Annotated in this window: 16 protein-coding genes; 14 read left to right on the plus strand and 2 right to left on the minus strand. The window is 73.5% G+C overall.

Going from position 1 to position 16,535, the window contains the following annotated elements:
* Positions 1-2,112 (minus strand): ATP-binding protein (locus ACYVPE_RS29885; RefSeq protein ID WP_461036869.1); only part of this gene is annotated, 2,112 nt, incomplete at its 3' end.
* Between the two features lie 296 nt (positions 2,113-2,408).
* On the opposite strand from ACYVPE_RS29885, the gene ACYVPE_RS29890 reads away from it, so the two are divergent.
* The 13 genes from ACYVPE_RS29890 (at position 2,409) to nusB (ending at position 15,121) form a co-directional block, all read left to right on the plus strand.
* On the plus strand, positions 2,409-2,840 hold the full coding sequence (locus tag ACYVPE_RS29890) for a DUF948 domain-containing protein (protein WP_461036870.1): 432 nt from the start codon (positions 2,409-2,411) through the stop codon (positions 2,838-2,840).
* A gap of 7 nt (positions 2,841-2,847) precedes the next feature.
* A complete protein-coding gene (locus tag ACYVPE_RS29895; RefSeq protein WP_461036871.1) occupies positions 2,848-3,189 on the plus strand; it encodes a DUF6167 family protein in 342 nt (113 codons plus the stop codon).
* Positions 3,189-5,858: an alanine--tRNA ligase gene (gene alaS / locus ACYVPE_RS29900; RefSeq protein ID WP_461036872.1), complete on the plus strand. Its 2,670-nt coding sequence runs from the start codon at positions 3,189-3,191 to the stop codon at positions 5,856-5,858. The genes ACYVPE_RS29895 and alaS overlap by 1 nt, the downstream gene beginning before the upstream one ends.
* Positions 5,858-6,322, plus strand: a complete 465-nt coding sequence (gene ruvX, locus ACYVPE_RS29905; RefSeq protein WP_461036873.1) for a Holliday junction resolvase RuvX — start codon at positions 5,858-5,860, stop codon at positions 6,320-6,322. The genes alaS and ruvX overlap by 1 nt, the downstream gene beginning before the upstream one ends.
* 84 nt (positions 6,323-6,406) lie before the next feature.
* The gene (gene mltG, locus ACYVPE_RS29910) at positions 6,407-8,203 is read left to right on the plus strand and encodes an endolytic transglycosylase MltG (protein WP_461036874.1); all 1,797 of its coding nucleotides are present in this window, start codon (positions 6,407-6,409) and stop codon (positions 8,201-8,203) included.
* Entirely contained in the window at positions 8,203-9,045 is an 843-nt protein-coding gene (locus tag ACYVPE_RS29915; protein WP_461036875.1) for a shikimate dehydrogenase, read from the plus strand. The genes mltG and ACYVPE_RS29915 overlap by 1 nt, the downstream gene beginning before the upstream one ends.
* A gap of 124 nt (positions 9,046-9,169) precedes the next feature.
* Positions 9,170-10,354 carry a chorismate synthase gene (gene aroC / locus ACYVPE_RS29920; RefSeq protein ID WP_461036876.1) on the plus strand — a complete coding sequence of 395 codons (1,185 nt, stop codon included), beginning with the start codon at positions 9,170-9,172 and terminating at the stop codon, positions 10,352-10,354.
* Positions 10,351-10,884 (plus strand): shikimate kinase, encoded by a 534-nt coding sequence (locus tag ACYVPE_RS29925; RefSeq protein ID WP_461036877.1) that lies wholly within the window; start codon positions 10,351-10,353, stop codon positions 10,882-10,884. The genes aroC and ACYVPE_RS29925 overlap by 4 nt, the downstream gene beginning before the upstream one ends.
* A complete protein-coding gene (gene aroB, locus ACYVPE_RS29930) occupies positions 10,881-11,993 on the plus strand; it encodes a 3-dehydroquinate synthase (RefSeq protein ID WP_461036878.1) in 1,113 nt (370 codons plus the stop codon). The genes ACYVPE_RS29925 and aroB overlap by 4 nt, the downstream gene beginning before the upstream one ends.
* Positions 11,990-12,838, plus strand: a complete 849-nt coding sequence (locus tag ACYVPE_RS29935) for an AAA family ATPase (protein WP_461036893.1) — start codon at positions 11,990-11,992, stop codon at positions 12,836-12,838. Before aroB ends, ACYVPE_RS29935 begins: the two co-directional genes overlap by 4 nt.
* Positions 12,839-12,942: 104 nt before the next feature.
* Complete coding sequence (locus ACYVPE_RS29940) at positions 12,943-14,055, plus strand: M24 family metallopeptidase (RefSeq protein WP_461036879.1); 1,113 nt, start codon at positions 12,943-12,945, stop codon at positions 14,053-14,055.
* A 71-nt stretch (positions 14,056-14,126) separates the two neighbouring features.
* Entirely contained in the window at positions 14,127-14,693 is a 567-nt protein-coding gene (gene efp, locus ACYVPE_RS29945) for an elongation factor P (protein WP_461036880.1), read from the plus strand.
* 2 nt (positions 14,694-14,695) lie between these two features.
* Positions 14,696-15,121 carry a transcription antitermination factor NusB gene (gene nusB / locus ACYVPE_RS29950; RefSeq protein WP_461036881.1) on the plus strand — a complete coding sequence of 142 codons (426 nt, stop codon included), beginning with the start codon at positions 14,696-14,698 and terminating at the stop codon, positions 15,119-15,121.
* 68 nt (positions 15,122-15,189) lie between these two features.
* On the opposite strand, the gene bldD is transcribed toward nusB, so the two are convergent.
* Positions 15,190-15,690, minus strand: coding sequence for a transcriptional regulator BldD (gene bldD, locus ACYVPE_RS29955; RefSeq protein WP_113685051.1), 501 nt, complete (start codon positions 15,688-15,690; stop codon positions 15,190-15,192).
* Between the two features lie 196 nt (positions 15,691-15,886).
* Here bldD and pyrR point away from each other — a divergent pair, with 196 nt between their 5' ends.
* The gene (gene pyrR / locus ACYVPE_RS29960) at positions 15,887-16,465 is read left to right on the plus strand and encodes a bifunctional pyr operon transcriptional regulator/uracil phosphoribosyltransferase PyrR (RefSeq protein WP_461036882.1); all 579 of its coding nucleotides are present in this window, start codon (positions 15,887-15,889) and stop codon (positions 16,463-16,465) included.
* Positions 16,466-16,535: the final 70 nt, after the last annotated feature.

Here is a 16,535-nt window from a genome sequence, read left to right on the forward strand (position 1 = left end):
GGCCGGCGGCCCGCCGGCCGTGCCGACGACGCCGAGCCCCCGGGAGGCCGCGGCCGCCGCGTCGATCAGGCCGCCCTCGCGGAGGCACTGCTGGTAGCGGGCCGGGCTCAGCCGCTCCCGCACCTGCCGCTCGCAGACGGTGTGCGCCGAGTTGAAGTACTCGGAGCCGAAGAGCGGCATGCCAACGGAACGCCAGAGGCGGGCCGCCGCGCCCTGGAGCACCGCGGCCTCCACCGGGTCGCCCTCGGTGACCGTGATCCCCGCGAGCAGCTCGATGGCCAGCACCGTGTTGACCATGTCCTGGAACGTGTACGAGGTGCGCAGCGACTGCTCGACCAGCTCCCTGGCCGTGGTCGTGTCGGCGCGGTGCCAGGCCGCGTAGCCCAGGCCGTAGAGCGCGTACGCCCTGGCCCACTGCTCGCCGTGGTCCTCGCACGCCTGCCGCACGTCCTCGTAGATCGCCAGCGCGCCGGCCAGGTCGCCCTGGAAGGCCACCACCATCGCCAGCTCGCAACGCCCCATCAGCACGTTGCTGTTGAGCTCGCCGATCTCCTCGTAACGTGCCAGCGCCTCGCGCAGCAGCTTCTCGGCCCGCTGCATCTCGTCGCCCACCATCGCCAGGCAGCCCGTGAGGTGCACGCTGTAGGCGGCGGCCCGCGTGTTGCCCGTGCGCTCGGCGCCCTCCCGGCACTCGTGCAGCACGGTGAGCGCGGCCACCGTGTCGCCCTGCAGCACCGCCACGTAGCCGGCCACCCACAGGGCCTTGAGCCGGGTCTCCTCGTGGTCGGTCTCGGTCTCCAGCGCCCGGTGCAGCCAGTGCCGGCCCTCGGCGAGCCGGCCGCAGCCCACCCAGCAGAACCAGAGGGTGGCCGCCAGGTAGAGCCCGAACCTGCCGTCCTCCTCGTCGTCGAGCGCGAACTCCAACGCCGCCCGCAGATTGGGCAGTTCGTCGTCGACCCGGGCCGCCACCTCCGCCTGCCTGGGGCTGAACCACTCCAGCTCGCACCAGGTCGCCAGGCCGGTGCACCAGTCCCGGTGCCGCCGCCGCAGCCGGCGCGCGTCCCCGCTGGCCGCCAGCCAGTCCTCGCCATAGGCACGCAGCGTGTCGAGCATCCGGTAGCGCACGCCGGAGCGCGCGTCCTCCCGACTCACCACGGACTGCGCGACCAACTCGGTCAGCACGTCGAGGACGTCCTCCGCCGGCAGGTCCTGTCCCGAGCAGACGTACTCGGCGGCCTCCAGGTCGAAGTGGCCGGCGAAGACCGAGAGCCTGGCCCAGAGCAGCCGCTCGGGGCCGCTGCACAGCTCGTGGCTCCAGCCGACCGCCGTGCGCAGCGTCTGGTGGTGCGGCGGCGCGCCGCGCACCCCACCGACCAGCAGTCGGAACCGGTCGTCGAGCCGCTGCAGGATCTGTTCGAGCGAGAGGGTACGCAGCCGGCCGGCGGCGAGCTCCAGCGCCAGCGGGATGCCGTCGAGCCGGTGGCAGAGCTCGCCGACCAGCCGCCGGTTGGCCCTGGTCACCTGGAAGGCGGGCAGCACCGCGGCGGCCCGCTCCGCGAACAGCTCGGCCGCCTCGCCGAGCGGCACCGGATCGCTGTCCGCCGGATCGTCGGGTGGCGCGGGGGCGGCCAGCGGGGACAGCGGGAGGAGCCGCTCGCCCGCCACCCCGAGCGGCCGGCGGGCCGCCGTGAGCACCCGGAGCCTGGGCGCCCGCCGCAGCAGTTCGTGCACCAGCGCGGCGGCCGGCTCCACCAGGTGGTCGTGGCCGTCGAGCACCAACAGCAGCCGCCGGTCGGCCAGCTGTTCGGCGAGGACGGCGAGCGGCGACCGCCCCGAGTGGTCCGTGATGCCGAGCGCCTCGACCACGGCGTGCTCCATCAGCTCCGGATCGCGCACCGAGCCGAGCTCCACCAGCCACACGCCGTGCGGGAAGCGCTCGCCGGCCTCGCGCGCGGCCCGCAGCGCGAGGCGGGACTTGCCGACCCCGCCCACGCCCGTCACCGTCACCAGGCGATGCCTGGCCAACTGTCTCTTGATCGTGCCGACTTCGGCGCCGCGGCCGACGAAGGCCGTGAGGTCGGCCGGGAGGTTGCCCCCCGCGCGGCTGGTCATTGGGGTCTCCCGAGCCGCAGGCTCGGGGCCCTGAAAGCCTGACATAGCCACGCAGCGTACTGGTGGATATGCAGACCGTACAATCGCGCGTAGCCGCCCTTGGCAGCGGCGGGGGAATGCGGTAGGAGCCCGGGCGCCCGGCGCGATAGGGTCGTTCCTCGCCGCCACACGCGGAACGGGGCCTCCGTCCCCAGGTGGGCGGCGTCCGACGTGGCGCGCGTCGCACGCCCGATGGGCTCGCGGCGTCGGCGTGTCGGATTCGTGCAGGGAACCCGTCCGAGGGAAGCGGTGCGTTCGTGTCCGGTGGTGAGGTGGCCGGCCTCCTGGTGGCGGTCTTCTGGGCGATCCTGGTCTCGTTCCTGGCCGTGGCGCTGTTCCGCCTCGCCCAGGCCCTGCGGGCGGCGACCGCGCTGGTCACCGCCGTGACCGAGCGGGCCGTGCCGCTGCTCGGCGAGGCGTCCGTGACCGTGCGTTCCGCGCAGACCCAGCTCGACCGGGTGGAGACCATCGCCACCGACGTCCAGGAGGTCGCCGCCAACGCCTCGGCGCTCTCCTCGACCGTGGCCACCACCTTCGGCGGGCCGCTGGTCAAGGTCGCGGCCTTCGGCTTCGGGGTGCGCCAGGCGCTCTCCCGGCGCCGCGCCGCGCCGCCACCCGCCCCCCAGGGCCCCGTCGTGCGCGGCCGGGCGACCGTCCCCCGCGCCCGGCGTCGCAAGCGAGAGGAGTGACCCGGCCATGCTCCGCCGAGTCTTCTGGTTCACCACCGGCGCCGCGGCCGGCGTCTGGGCAACCACCAAGGTCCAGCGCACCCTGCGCGGCCTCGCGCCCGACAGCCTCGCGATCCGCGCGGCGGACCGCGCCGTCGCGGCCGGCCAGCGGGTCCGCGGCTTCGCGCTCGACGTGCGCGCCGGCATGGCGCAGCGCGAGGGCGAGCTGACCGATGCCCTCGGCCTTGAGCGCGGCCCCGACGCCGCGCCGGCCCGCGTCCTGCCGCCGCACCCCAGGGCCGAGCTGGGCCCGGGCGCCCGAAACCTCCCGCTCGAGAACCTCCCGCAATCCCGAAATGAGGACCACTGATGGAGTCGGCTGAAATCCGCCGCCGCTGGCTGAGCTTCTTCGAGAAGCGTGGGCACACCGTTGTCCCGTCGGCGTCGCTGATCGCGGACGACCCGACGCTGCTGCTGGTCCCGGCGGGCATGGTGCCGTTCAAGCCCTACTTCCTCGGCGAGGCCACCCCGCCCTACCCGCGCGCGGTCAGCGTGCAGAAGTGCGTCCGCACGCCGGACATCGAGGAGGTCGGCAAGACCACCAGGCACGGCACCTTCTTCCAGATGTGCGGCAACTTCTCCTTCGGCGACTACTTCAAGGAAGACGCCATCCGCTACGCCTGGGAGCTGATGACCGGCTCCCTCGAGGACGGCGGCTACGGCCTCGACCCCGAGCGGCTCTGGATCACCGTCTACGAGCAGGACGACGAGGCCGAGCGGATCTGGCGGGACGTCGTCGGCGTGCCGCAGGAGCGGATCCAGCGCCTCGGCATGGGCCCCAACTTCTGGTCCATGGGCGTGCCGGGACCCTGTGGCCCCTGCTCGGAGATCAACTACGACCGCGGCCCCGAGTTCGGGGTCGAGGGCGGCCCCGCCGTCAACGACGAGCGCTACGTGGAGATCTGGAACCTGGTCTTCATGCAGTACGAGCGCGGCCCCGGCGAGGGCAAGGAGGACTTCCCGATCCTCGGCGACCTGCCGGCCAAGAACATCGACACCGGCCTCGGCCTCGAGCGCCTGGCGATGATCCTGCAGGGCGTCCACAACATGTACGAGACGGACACCCTGCGCGTCGTCATCGACCGGGCCGGCGAGCTCACCGGCGTGCGCTACGGCGCCGCCGACACCTCCGACGTGGCGCTCCGGGTGGTCGCCGACCACATGCGCACCTCCGCCATGCTCATCGGCGACGGCGTCACCCCGGGCAACGAGGGCCGCGGCTACGTGCTGCGCCGCATCATGCGCCGCGCCATCCGCAACATGCGGATCCTGGGCGCCGAGGGGCAGGTGGTCGGCGAGCTGGTCGACGTCGTCCTCAAGACGATGGGGCAGCAGTACCCCGAGCTGCTGACCGACCGCAAGCGCATCGAGACCGTCGCGCTCGCCGAGGAGGCCGCCTTCCTCAAGACCCTGAAGGCCGGCACCAACATCCTGGACACCGCGGTCACCGACACCAGGGCCGCCGGCGCCACGGTGCTCCCGGGCGACAAGGCGTTCCTGCTCCACGACACCTGGGGCTTCCCCATCGACCTCACCCTGGAGATGGCCGCCGAGCAGGGCCTTTCCGTGGACGAGGCCGGGTTCCGCCGCCTGATGAAGGAGCAGCGGGATCGGGCCAAGGCCGACGCCAGGGCCAAGAAGCAGGGCCACGCCGACCTCTCGGCCTACCGGCAGGTGGCCGACGCCGCCGGCGCCTCCCAGTTCGTCGGCTACACCGTGACAACGGCCGAGTCCACCGTCGTCGGACTGCTGGTCGACGGCGCCTCCTCGCCGGCCGCCGTCGAGGGCGACGAGGTGGAGGTCGTGCTCGACCGCACCCCGTTCTACGCCGAGGGCGGCGGCCAGCTCGCCGACACCGGCCGGATCCGGCTCGACTCGGGTGCCGTGATCGAGGTCCGCGACGTGCAGCAGCCGGTGCCCGGGGTGGTCTCGCACAAGGGCGTGGTCCAGGTCGGCGAGGTCACCGTCGGCGCCGCCGCGAGCAGCACCATCGACCTCGCCAGGCGGCGCGCCATCGCCCGCGCCCACTCCGCCACCCACCTCACCCACCAGGCGCTGCGCGACGCGCTCGGCCCGACCGCCGCCCAGGCCGGCTCGGAGAACTCGCCCGGCCGCTTCCGCTTCGACTTCGGCTCGCCGACCGCCGTGCCCGGCACCGTGCTCGCCGACGTCGAGCAGAAGATCAACGAGGTGCTGGCCCGCGAACTCGACGTCACCGCCGAGGTGATGTCCATGGACGAGGCCAGGAAGCAGGGCGCCATCGCCGAGTTCGGCGAGAAGTACGGCGACCGCGTGCGGGTGGTCACCATCGGCGACTACTCCAAGGAGCTGTGCGGCGGCACCCACGTGCACAACACGGCCCAGCTCGGCCTCGTCAAGCTGCTCGGCGAGTCCTCCATCGGTTCCGGGGTGCGGCGCGTCGAGGCCCTGGTGGGCGCGGACGCCTACCGGTTCCTGGCCCGCGAGCACACCGTGGTGTCCCAGCTGACCGAGCTGGTCAAGGGGCGGCCCGAGGAGCTGCCCGAGCGGATCGCCGGGATGCTCGGCCGGCTGCGGGAGGCCGAGAAGGAGATCGAGCGGTTCCGGGCCGAGAAGGTGCTGGCCGCCGCCGGCGGGCTGGCCGCCGAGGCCCGCGACATCGGCGGCGTGGCCCTGGCCAGCGGCCGGGTGCCGGACGGCACGACCGCCGACGACCTGCGGAAGCTCGTGCTCGACGTCCGCGGCCGGATCCCCGGCGACCGGCCCGCCGTGGTGGCCCTGTTCACCGTGGTCGCCGGGCGGCCGCTCACCGTCGTGGCCACCAACGAGGCCGCCAGGGCCCGCGGCCTGAAGGCCGGCGACCTGGTGCGGGCCGCGGCCAAGGCGCTGGGTGGCGGCGGTGGCGGCAAGCCGGACGTCGCCCAGGGCGGCGGCCAGCACCCGGAGGCCGTGGCGGACGCCCTGGCGGCCGTCGAGCGGCTGGTCGCGGAAGCCGCCTGATGCGACGTGGCCGGCGGCTCGCCGTGGACGTGGGCGAGGCCAGGATCGGGGTCGCCTCGTGCGACCCCGACGGGGTCCTCGCCACCCCGGTGGAGACGGTGCCTGGGCGCGACGTCCCGGCCGCCCAGCGGCGGTTGGCCGCGCTCGTGGCCGAGTACGAGCCGATCGAGGTGATCGTCGGGCTGCCCCGCTCGCTCGCGGGCGGGGAGGGCCCGGCGGCTGCCCGGGTGCGCGCGTTCGCCGAGGAGACCGCTCGGCGGGTGGCCCCCGTTCCCGTGCGCCTGGTGGACGAACGGATGAGCACCGTCACGGCGGCCCGCGCCATGCGGGACTCCGGGGTCTCGGCGAAGAAGGGGAGGTCGCGCATCGACCAGGCGGCCGCCGTGGTGATCCTGCAGAACGCGCTGGAGAGCGAGCGGGCCTCGGGGCGTCCGCCGGGGCAGTGCGTCGAAGTGGTTGTCTGATCGCGGTACGGTAACGTTCGCCGCGACAGGGCAGCCGTGGGTGCTCGGGGGAAACGAGCTGCCGCCTTCGTCACAAGGGGATCGATGACTGACTATGGCCGGGGTTCCGGCTCTGACCCCTGGTACCCCGAGGATCCGCTCTACGGGGATCAGGGCTGGTCGGGCGCCTACGACGCCGCGAACGGTCAGCCCGCGCCGCAGCAGCAGCAGAACCAGCAGAACCAGGGCTCCTGGGACGGGTACGGCGGGCAGTACGGCGACCAGTCCCCGCAGCAGGGGCAGCAGCAACAGCAGTACTACCAGCAGCAGTACGGTCACCAGCAGCAGTACGGGCAACAGGGCGGCTGGGACGAGTCGGGGCAGTACTACGCGGGCGACCCCTACGGTCAGCAGAACGGTCAGCAGCAGCACGGCCAGCAGGCGGACGGCGGCTACGGCACCGGCCAGTACCCGCAGCAGGGCCAGCAGTACCAGGACCCCTACGCCGCGCAGCAGGCGTACGCCCCGCCCCAGCACGCCGAGCCACGGAGCGCCGGGCAGCAGCAGCCGCACGCCCCCCACGACCCGTACGCCCAGGGCGGCTACCCCGGGCAGGACGAGTACGGCGGTGGGCACGACCAGCACGGCGCCGCCCAGCAGCAGCAACGGCCGCCGCGCGACGCCCGTTCCGCCGGAGCCGGGGACCACGCCCAGGCGGCCCGCCACGAGGAGCCGGGCCCGGACCCGGAGACCGGCTGGGACCCGGGCCCCGACCAGGGCGAGAGCGACTTCTTCAGCCGGCGCGACGACGATGACGCCGGCTTCGTGGACGCGGACGACGACAAGCGCGCCAGGCGCGGCGAGAAGACCAAGAAGCGTCGGCTCGGCGGCGTCGGCTGCATGGTCGCCGGCGTGCTGGTGCTCGGCGGGCTCGGCGGCGTCGCCTACGTCGGCTACGGCATGTACCAGGACAGGTTCGGCCCCGCCCCGGACTTCGCGGGGGAGGGGACCGGCGAGATCGAGGTGACCATCCCCGACGGCTCCACCGTCGGCGAGATGGGCGTGATCCTCCGCGACGCCGGCGTGGTGGCCAGCGCCGACGCGTTCGTCGCGGCGGTGGGCGAGGAGCAGGGGCTCCAGCCCGGCATCTACACCCTGCGCGAGGAGATGGCGGCCGCCTCCGCCCTGGAGATGATGCTCGACCCGGCCGCGCTCAACACCTTCATCATCCCCGAGGGCCGGCGCGCCACCGAGGTCTTCGCGCTGATCGACGAGCGCCTGGGCCTGGCGGAGGGCACCACCGCCGAGGTCGCGGAGACCGCCGACCTGGGGCTGCCGGAGTTCGCCGAGGGCGACGTGGAGGGCTTCCTCTTCCCCACCCGGTACGACGTGGGCGGGGACACCACGCCCGAGGAGGTGCTGATCGCGATGGTGGACCGGGCCAAGGCCGAGTTCGCCCAGATCGACCTGGAGGGGCAGGCGGCCGCGCTCGACATGACCCCGCGCGAACTCCTCACCGTCGCCTCGCTGATCGAGGCCGAGGGCCAGACGGACGAGGAGTTCGGCAAGGTCTCGCGGGTGATCTACAACCGGCTCGACCAGGACATGCGGCTGGAGTTCGACTCCACCATCAACTACGCGATGGGCCGCTCCACGCTGGACACCTCGCTGGCCGACACCGACTTCGACTCGCCCTACAACACCTACCGGGAGTTCGGCCTGCCGCCCGGGCCGATCGCCAACCCGGGCCACAACGCGATCACCGCCGCGCTCAACCCGACCGAGGGGCCCTGGCTCTACTTCGTGACGGTCACCGAGGGCGACACCAGGTTCACCGACGACTTCGCGGAACACGATCAGAACGTCCGGGACTTCAACGCGGCCAACCAGGGGGACGGCTGATGTCACCGCGCCCGGCCGCCCACCGGGCGGCCGTCCTCGGCTCGCCGATCGCGCACTCGCTCTCCCCTGCGCTGCACCGCGCCGGCTACGCGGCGCGCGGCCTCGACCACTGGAGCTACGACAGGTTCGAGGTCGACGAGGCCGGCCTCGCCGCCTTCCTCGGCGGGCTCGGTCCCGAGTGGGCCGGGCTCTCCCTGACGATGCCGCTCAAGCGCGCCGTCATCCCGCTGCTCGACGAGCTCACCCCCACCGCCACCAGTGTCGACGCCGTCAACACCGTCGTGTTCACGGCCGACGGCCGGCGCGCGGGCCACAACACCGACGTGCCAGGACTGGTGGCCGCGCTGCGCGAGCGCGGCGTCACCCGGGTCGAGCGCGCGACGGTGCTCGGCGCCGGCGCGACCGCCTCCTCGGCGCTCGCCGCGCTGGCCGAGGTCTGCTCGGGCGAGGTCACCGCCTATGTGCGCGGCCCCAGGCGGGCCGCCGAGATGCGGGCGCTCGGCGCCAGGCTCGGGCTGCCGGTGGCCGTCGCCGACTGGTCGGAGGCCGCACGCGGCCTCACCGCCCCGCTGGTGATCGCCACCACCCCGGCCGGCACCGCGGACGCGCTGGCCGAGGCGGTGCCTGCGGCGCCCGGCACTCTCTTCGACGTGCTCTACGAGCCCTGGCCGACCCCGCTCGCCGTCTCCTGGTCGGTTCGTGGCGGGCAGGTGCTCGGCGGGCTCGACCTGCTGGTGCACCAAGCGGTGCTCCAGTTCGAGCTGATGACAGGCGAGACCCCGGGGCCGCTCAAGGAGATGCGCGCCGCCGGCGAGGCGGCACTCGACTCCGAGGCGGCCTGACCCCCGGCCCCCGGCGCTCCGTCTCGCGGTTCAGAACGGGTCGGGGCGCGCCGCGCCGACGTGGCAGGATCAGGGGTGGGGCCCGGCAGGGCCGGCAGAGGTCGAGAAGTTCGAAGGAGCACCGTTGAGCAGGCTGCGCTGGCTGACGGCGGGAGAGTCGCACGGTCCGGCACTGGTGGCGACGTTGGAGGGTCTGCCCTCCGGCGTACCGATCACCACCGACATGGTGGCGGACGCGCTGGCGCGCCGCCGCCTCGGCTACGGCCGCGGCGCCCGGATGAAGTTCGAGCGCGACGAGGTCACCTTCATCGGCGGCGTGCGCCACGGCCTGACCCTGGGGTCGCCGGTGGCGATCATGGTCGGCAACACCGAGTGGCCCAAGTGGGAGAAGGTCATGGCGGCCGACCCGGTGGACCCGGCGGAGCTGGCCGACATCGCCCGCAACGCCCCGCTGACCAGGCCGCGTCCGGGCCACGCCGACCTGGCCGGCATGCAGAAGTACGGCTTCGACGAGGCGAGGCCGGTGCTGGAGCGCGCCTCCGCCCGCGAGACCGCGGCCCGGGTCGCGCTCGGCACGGTCGCCCGCTCCTACCTCAGGGAGACCGCCGGGATCGAGATCGTCTCCCACGTGGTCGAGTTGGGCGCCGCCCGGGCGCCGAAGGGCTCGCTGCCCGAGCCCGGCGACACGGCCCGCCTCGACGCCGACCCGGTGCGCTGCCTCGACACCGACGCGAGCAAGGCGATGATCGCCGAGATCGACCAGGCCCACAAGGACGGCGACACCCTCGGCGGCGTGGTGGAGGTGCTGGCCTACGGCGTGCCGGTCGGCCTCGGCTCCCACGTCCACTGGGACCGCAGGCTCGACGCGCGGCTGGCCGCCGCGCTGATGGGCATCCAGGCCATCAAGGGCGTCGAGCTCGGCGACGGCTTCGGTCTCGCCCGGGTCCCCGGCTCCCAAGCCCACGACGAGATCCTGACGACCCCCGAGGGCATCCGCCGCGCCTCGGGCCGCTCCGGCGGCACCGAGGGCGGCCTGAGCACCGGCGAGGTGCTGCGGGTCCGCGCCGCGATGAAGCCCATCGCCACCGTGCCCCGGGCCCTGGCCACCGTCGACGTCACCACAGGCGAGCCGGCCAAGGCTCACCACCAGCGCTCCGACGTCTGCGCGGTGCCGGCCGCCGGGATCGTCGCCGAGGCCATGGTGGCGCTGGTCCTGGCGGACGCCGTCGCCGAGAAGTTCGGCGGCGACAGCGTCCGCGAGACCCGGCGCAACGTCGAGGGTTTCCTGACCAACCTGGAGATCCGGTGACGGGGCCGGGGCGGTCGGCCGGCCCGCTCGTGGTGCTGGTCGGCCCGCCGGGCTCGGGCAAGTCGACCATCGGGGCGGTGCTCGCCGACCGGCTCGGCGTCGCGGTCCGGGACACGGACGCGGACGTCGAGCGGAGCGCCGGCAAGGCGATCGCGGACATCTTCGTCGAGGACGGCGAGGAGCGGTTCCGCGCCCTGGAGGCGGCCGCCGTGCGGGACGCGCTGGCCGAACACGACGGCGTCCTCGCGCTGGGCGGCGGCGCCATCCTCGCCCCCGCCACCCGGGCGCTGCTCGCCGGCCGGCCGGTGATCTTCCTCGACGTCTCGTTGGCCGAGGCCATGAAGCGGGTCGGCCTCGACACCTCGCGGCCGCTGCTCGCCATCAACCCGAGGAAGCGGTGGCGCACCCTGATGGACGAGCGCCGCCCGCTGTACACCGAGGTGGCCAGAGCGGTCGTGGAGACCGCCGACCGCACGCCGGACGAGGTCGCGCAGGCGGTCCTCGAAGCATTGGAGCCCACGACAGCATGACCCTCTCCTCAGAGGCCCCCTCCGACGCCCCCACCCGGATCACGGTGGGCGCCAGCGCCGGCTACGCCCCCTACGACGTGCTGGTCGGCCGGCGGCTGCTGGCCGAACTGCCGGGGCTCATCGGCAAGGAAGCCCGCCGGGTCGCGGTGCTGCACCCCGAGGCCCTGGCCGAGACGGGCGAGGTGCTCCGCCAGGACCTGGCGGATCAGGGGTACGAGGCGATCGCCGTCCAGGTGCCCAACGCGGAGGAGGCCAAGACCGCCGAGGTCGCCGCCTACTGCTGGACGGCGCTCGGCCAGACCGGCTTCACCCGCACCGACGTGATCGTCGGCGTCGGCGGCGGCGCGACCACCGACCTGGCCGGCTTCGTGGCCGCCAGCTGGCTGCGCGGGGTGCGGTGGATCGCCGTGCCCACCACCGTGCTCGGCATGGTGGACGCGGCGGTCGGCGGCAAGACCGGCATCAACACCGCCGAGGGCAAGAACCTGGTGGGCGCGTTCCACCCGCCCGCCGGCGTGCTGTGCGACCTGGCGGCCCTGGAGTCGCTGCCGCTCCACGACTACGTGTCAGGACTCGCCGAGGTCATCAAGGCCGGCTTCATCGCCGACCCGAGGATCCTGGAGCTCGTCGAGGCCGACCCGGAGGCCGCCCGCACGCCGGCCGGTCCGCACACGGCCGAGCTGATCGAGCGGTCCATCCGGGTCAAGGCCGAGGTGGTGGCCAGCGACCTCAAGGAGTCCGGGCTGCGGGAGATCCTCAACTACGGCCACACGCTGGCGCACGCCATCGAGAAGAACGAGCGCTACGCGTGGCGGCACGGTGCCGCGGTCGCGGTCGGCATGGTGTTCGCGGCGGAGCTCGGGCGGATCGCCGGCCGGCTCGACGACGCCACGGCCGACCGGCACCGGGCGGTCCTCGGTTCGGTCGGCCTGCCGGTCACCTACCGCGGCGACCAGTGGCCGCGGCTGCTGGAGACGATGCGGATCGACAAGAAGTCGCGGGGCGACCGGCTGCGGTTCATCGTCCTCGACGGCCTGGCCAGGCCGGCGGTCCTGGAGAGCCCGGACCCCGCGATGCTGCTGGCCGCCCACGCGGAGATCGCGGCCTGAGGGGTTCCCCTCACCACCCCCTCACCCGACGGCCGTTCGACCGTTCGGGTGAGGGGGACGGCTATGCTGCCCGCAGGAACCGCCGCCGCCCGTGCGGCGGTGACGACGGACGGTCCACGGACCGGCGACGACAGACAACAGGTGGGGAGCTGATGCAACAGCCCGGCGGGATGCCCGTGCCACCGCCCGCGCCGCCGGACGGCGCGACGACCGGATACGTCCAACTGCCGCCCGGCGGCATCGTGCCCGCGCCCACGCCAGGCGCGGCGCCGCACCCGGACGTCAGCCACGTCGGCATCGCGGTGCTGCTGATCGGCCCCGCGGGGGCCGGCAAGACGACGGTCGCCAAGTACTGGGCCGAGCGGCGCCCGGTGCCCACGGCCCACATCAGCCTGGACGACGTGCGGGAGTGGGTCCGCTCGGGATTCGCCGACCCGCGCTCCGGATGGGACGACCGCTCGGAGGCGCAGTACCGCCTCGCCCGTCGCACCTGCGGCTTCGCCGCGCGGAACTTCCTGGCCAACGGGATCTCCTGCATCCTGGACGACGCCGTGTTCCCCGACCGGCCGGCCGTCGGGCTCGGCGGCTGGAAGCGGCACGTGGGTCCGGGGCTGATCCCGATCGTGCTGCTCCCCGGGCTCGACATCGTGCTGGAGCGCAACGCGGCCCGCAGCGGCACCCGTCGGCTCTCCGACGAGGAGGTCGCCACCATCCACGGCCGGATGGCCGGCTGGTACGGCTCGGGGCTGCCGATCATCGACAACTCGCGGCACGACGTGGCGACCACCGCGCACATGCTCGACGACGCGGTGGCCAGGAGCCTCAGCACACCCCCGCAGTGGTGAGTCGGTGCCGGGTTCCGGCCATTCCCTCGCACGGGTGTCCGGGCTCCCGCTCGTCCGGCCCCGCTGAGGCGGCCGGAACTCCCGGCGCTGCGTAGGCTCGATCCATGTCCGAGGTACACGCGGGCCGGCGCTCACGGCTCCGTGCCCACGCTTCGCCGAACGGTGACGTGGCCGTCGTCGTCTCCCGGCCCTCCAACGTGCGCTATCTGGTCGGCCCGGCTCCGGCCGGCGCGGTGCTGCTCGTCGGGCACGGCGGCGGCGACGCGCTGTTCGGCCACTGGGACCCGGCCGAGGACCCGGTGGGGCCCAGGCTCACGGACGACGAGGGGCCGCGGGTGACGGTGCTCGACGGCGACGCCGACCCGGCGCAGGCCGCGGTGCGCGCGGCGGCCGAGGCCGGGGCGCGGGCGATGGCCGTCGAGGAGCACCATCTGACGGTGGCCAGGCACCGGGCGCTCCGGGAGGCGGTGCCTGGCACCGGGTTCACCGACCTCGGCTGCGCGGTGGAGCGGCTGCGGCTGGTGAAGGACGAGGACGAGATCGCGGCGCTGCGGGTGGCGGCCGAGATCACCGACCGGGCGCTCGGCGAACTGCTCGAGTCGATCCTGGTCGGGCGCACCGAGCGTCACCTCGCGCTGGAGCTGGAGCGCCGGCTGGTGGACCACGGCGCGGACGGGCCGGCCTTCCCGACCTCCGTCGCCACCGGGAGTCACTCCGGGCTCGCCGGGCACCGGCCGACCGACCGGCGGGTCGAGGAGGGGGACTTCCTCACCGTCAGGCTCGGCGCCAGGTTCCGCGGCTACCGCTGCCAGATCGGCCGCACCTTCGTCATCGGCACCAGCCCGGCGGACTGGCAGATCGAGCTCTACGACGTGGTCTTCGCGGCCCAGCGGGCGGCCCGCGAGGCGCTGGCGCCGGGCGCCGAGTACCGGGAGGTGGACCGGGCGGCGCGCGAGGTGCTGTCGGCGGCCGGGCACGGCACGGCGTTGGGACCGGTGACCGGGCACGGGGTGGGCCTGGAAATCGGGGAGGACCCTCGGTTGTCACCCGCGGCCATGGGTAGACTGGGCCCTTGTGTTCCGGTCACCGTCGAGCCGGGGGTCCATCTACCGGGCCGGGGCGGTGTCCGGATCGACGACACGCTCGTCGTCCGCTCACCGGCGGACGGTGGGCCGGAGCTACTCACCATCACGACCAAGGAGCTCCTCGCCCTGTGACCCCGCGAGGGGCGGGTGCGCGGGGGACCGCGGTCACCTTCATGCAGCAGTCCCTAGGAGATTCCGCGACCGTGGCCACCACGAACGACCTCAAGAACGGCATGGTGCTCAAGCTGGAAGGCGGCCAGCTGTGGTCCGTTGTCGAGTTCCAGCACGTCAAGCCCGGTAAGGGTGGCGCCTTCGTCCGCACCAAGCTGAAGAACGTGCTCTCCGGCAAGGTGGTCGACAAGACCTTCAACGCCGGCACCAAGGTCGAGACGGCCACCGTCGACCGGCGGGGGATGCAGTTCTCCTTCAAGGACGGCACCGACTTCGTCTTCATGGACACCGAGACGTACGAGCAGCTCTACGTCACCCCGGAGACCGCGGGTGACGCGGCGAACTTCCTGCTCGAGGGGCAGGAGTGCACGGTCGCGATCTACGAGGGGAACCCGCTCTTCATCGAGCTGCCGGCCTCCGTCGAGCTGGTGATCGAGTACACCGAGCCCGGCGTGCAGGGCGACCGCTCCACCGGTGGCAGCAAGCCGGCCCGGCTGGAGACCGGCTACGAGATCGGCGTCCCGCTGTTCATCACCACGGGCGAGAAGATCAAGGTCGACACCCGCAGTGGCGACTACCTTGGCCGGGTGAACAGCTAACCGTGTCTGCCCGCAGCAAGGCTCGCCAGCGCGCCCTGCAGATCCTCTTCGAGGCCGACCAGCGGGGCGTCCCGCCGCTCGACGTGCTCGCCAGTTGGACCGAGCTCGCCAAGACCGACGACCGGCAGCCGCCGGTCAGCGCCTACACCCGCGAGCTGGTCGAGGGCTACGCGGCCCGCGCCGAGCGGATCGACGAGCTGCTCGCGCAGTACTCGGTCGGCTGGACGCTCGACCGGATGCCCGGTGTCGACCGCAACATCCTGCGGCTGGCCGCCTTCGAGCTGATATGGCAGGACGGCACGCCGGACGGGGTGGTGCTGGACGAGGCCGTCCAGCTGGCCAGGGAGTTCTCCACGGACGACTCCCCGCCCTTCGTCAACGGCCTGCTCGGCCGCCTGAAGGACCTCAAGCCCACCCTGCGGCGCTGACCCGCACCGCGGGGCACAGGAGCCTCAGAGGCGGCGGGCCCGGCCGAATGGCCGGGCCCGCCGCCTTCTCAGGACTCCTCGGCCTGGACCGCGCGCCGCGCGTCCGCCCCGAGCACGCCCCAGCTGATCAGCTGCTCGGTGAGGACCGAGGGCGACTGGTCGTAGATCACGGCCAGGGTGCGCAGGTCGTCCTGGCGGATCGAGAGCACCTTGCCGTTGTAGTCGCCGCGCTGGCTCTGGATCGTGGCGGTGTACCGCTGCAACGGGCCGGCCTTCTCGCTCGGCACGTGAGCGAGGCGCTCCAGGTCGAGCACGAGCTTCGGCGGCGGCTCGGCGGCACCGCCGGGCGTCGAGCCGGGCAGCAGCTCCTGCACAGGGACGCCGTAGAAGTCCGCCAGCTCCGCGAGGCGCTGCACGGTCACGGCGCGGTCGCCACGCTCGTACGAGCCGACCACGACCGCCTTCCAGCGGCCCTGCGACTTCTCCTCGACCCCATGGAGCGACAGACCCTGCTGGGTGCGGATGGCCCGGAGCTTTGCTCCGAGCTGTTTGGCGTATTCGCTGGACATGTGTCTCCCCGGGACGGCTTTCTGGTAACTCACTGTGAGGTTACGCAGCGTAATATCTCTCGTCAAGCCGAGGCGACAAGGTAGCCCCTGACCTGGGGCGATGCGGAGCGTGCCGAAGCTCCTGGTATTGTCGGCCCGGATCGACCGACGTCCTTTAAGACCCGTCCAGTGAGGCGGGGAAGGAGGTCCTCTTCGTATGGACGACATGAGCAACCCTGCTCCGGCCCGCTCCGTGTTGGAAGCACCGGACATCGCGCGGGCGTTGACCCGCATCGCCCACGAGATCGTCGAGCGCGCCAAGGGCGCGGACGACGTGGTGCTCCTGGGCATCCCCACCCGAGGCGTCTTCCTGGCCCGCCGGCTGGAGGCCAACCTGCGGGAGATCACCGGGCACCCGCTCCCCGTGGGCTCGCTGGACATCACCATGTACCGGGACGACCTGCGGCTCCGCCCGGCCCGAGCACTCGCCAGGACCGAGATCCCGGGCGACGGGATCGACGGCCGCCTGGTGATCCTGGTGGACGACGTGCTGTTCTCCGGCCGCACCATCAGAGCCGCCCTCGACGCCCTCGGCGACATCGGCCGGCCGCGCGCCGTGCAGCTCGCCGTGCTGGTGGACCGCGGCCACCGCGAGCTGCCCATCCGCGCCGACTACGTCGGCAAGAACATCCCCACCTCGCTGCGCGAGACCGTCCGCGTCCTGCTCCACGAGGAGGACGGCCGCGACGGCGTGCTCCTCGGCGTGCGCGAGCACGCTGCGGAACACGTGCGCTAGCGCGCCCGCAGTCAGCCGAGCCCCACCCGGGCCCCGGCATGCCGGCACGCCCGCACGCTTCCCACGAACC

Source organism: Streptomyces mayteni, from assembly GCF_054783955.1.

Coding starts and splice junctions, on each gene's coding strand:
- ACYVPE_RS29895 (WP_461036871.1), top strand. CDS start 2,848: ATGCTCCGCCGAGTCTTCTGGTTCACCACCGGCGCCGCGGCCGGCGTC.
- alaS (WP_461036872.1), top strand. CDS start 3,189: ATGGAGTCGGCTGAAATCCGCCGCCGCTGGCTGAGCTTCTTCGAGAAG.
- ruvX (WP_461036873.1), top strand. CDS start 5,858: ATGCGACGTGGCCGGCGGCTCGCCGTGGACGTGGGCGAGGCCAGGATC.
- mltG (WP_461036874.1), top strand. CDS start 6,407: ATGACTGACTATGGCCGGGGTTCCGGCTCTGACCCCTGGTACCCCGAG.
- ACYVPE_RS29915 (WP_461036875.1), top strand. CDS start 8,203: ATGTCACCGCGCCCGGCCGCCCACCGGGCGGCCGTCCTCGGCTCGCCG.
- aroB (WP_461036878.1), top strand. CDS start 10,881: ATGACCCTCTCCTCAGAGGCCCCCTCCGACGCCCCCACCCGGATCACG.
- ACYVPE_RS29940 (WP_461036879.1), top strand. CDS start 12,943: ATGTCCGAGGTACACGCGGGCCGGCGCTCACGGCTCCGTGCCCACGCT.
- bldD (WP_113685051.1), bottom strand. CDS start 15,690: ATGTCCAGCGAATACGCCAAACAGCTCGGAGCAAAGCTCCGGGCCATC.
- pyrR (WP_461036882.1), top strand. CDS start 15,887: ATGGACGACATGAGCAACCCTGCTCCGGCCCGCTCCGTGTTGGAAGCA.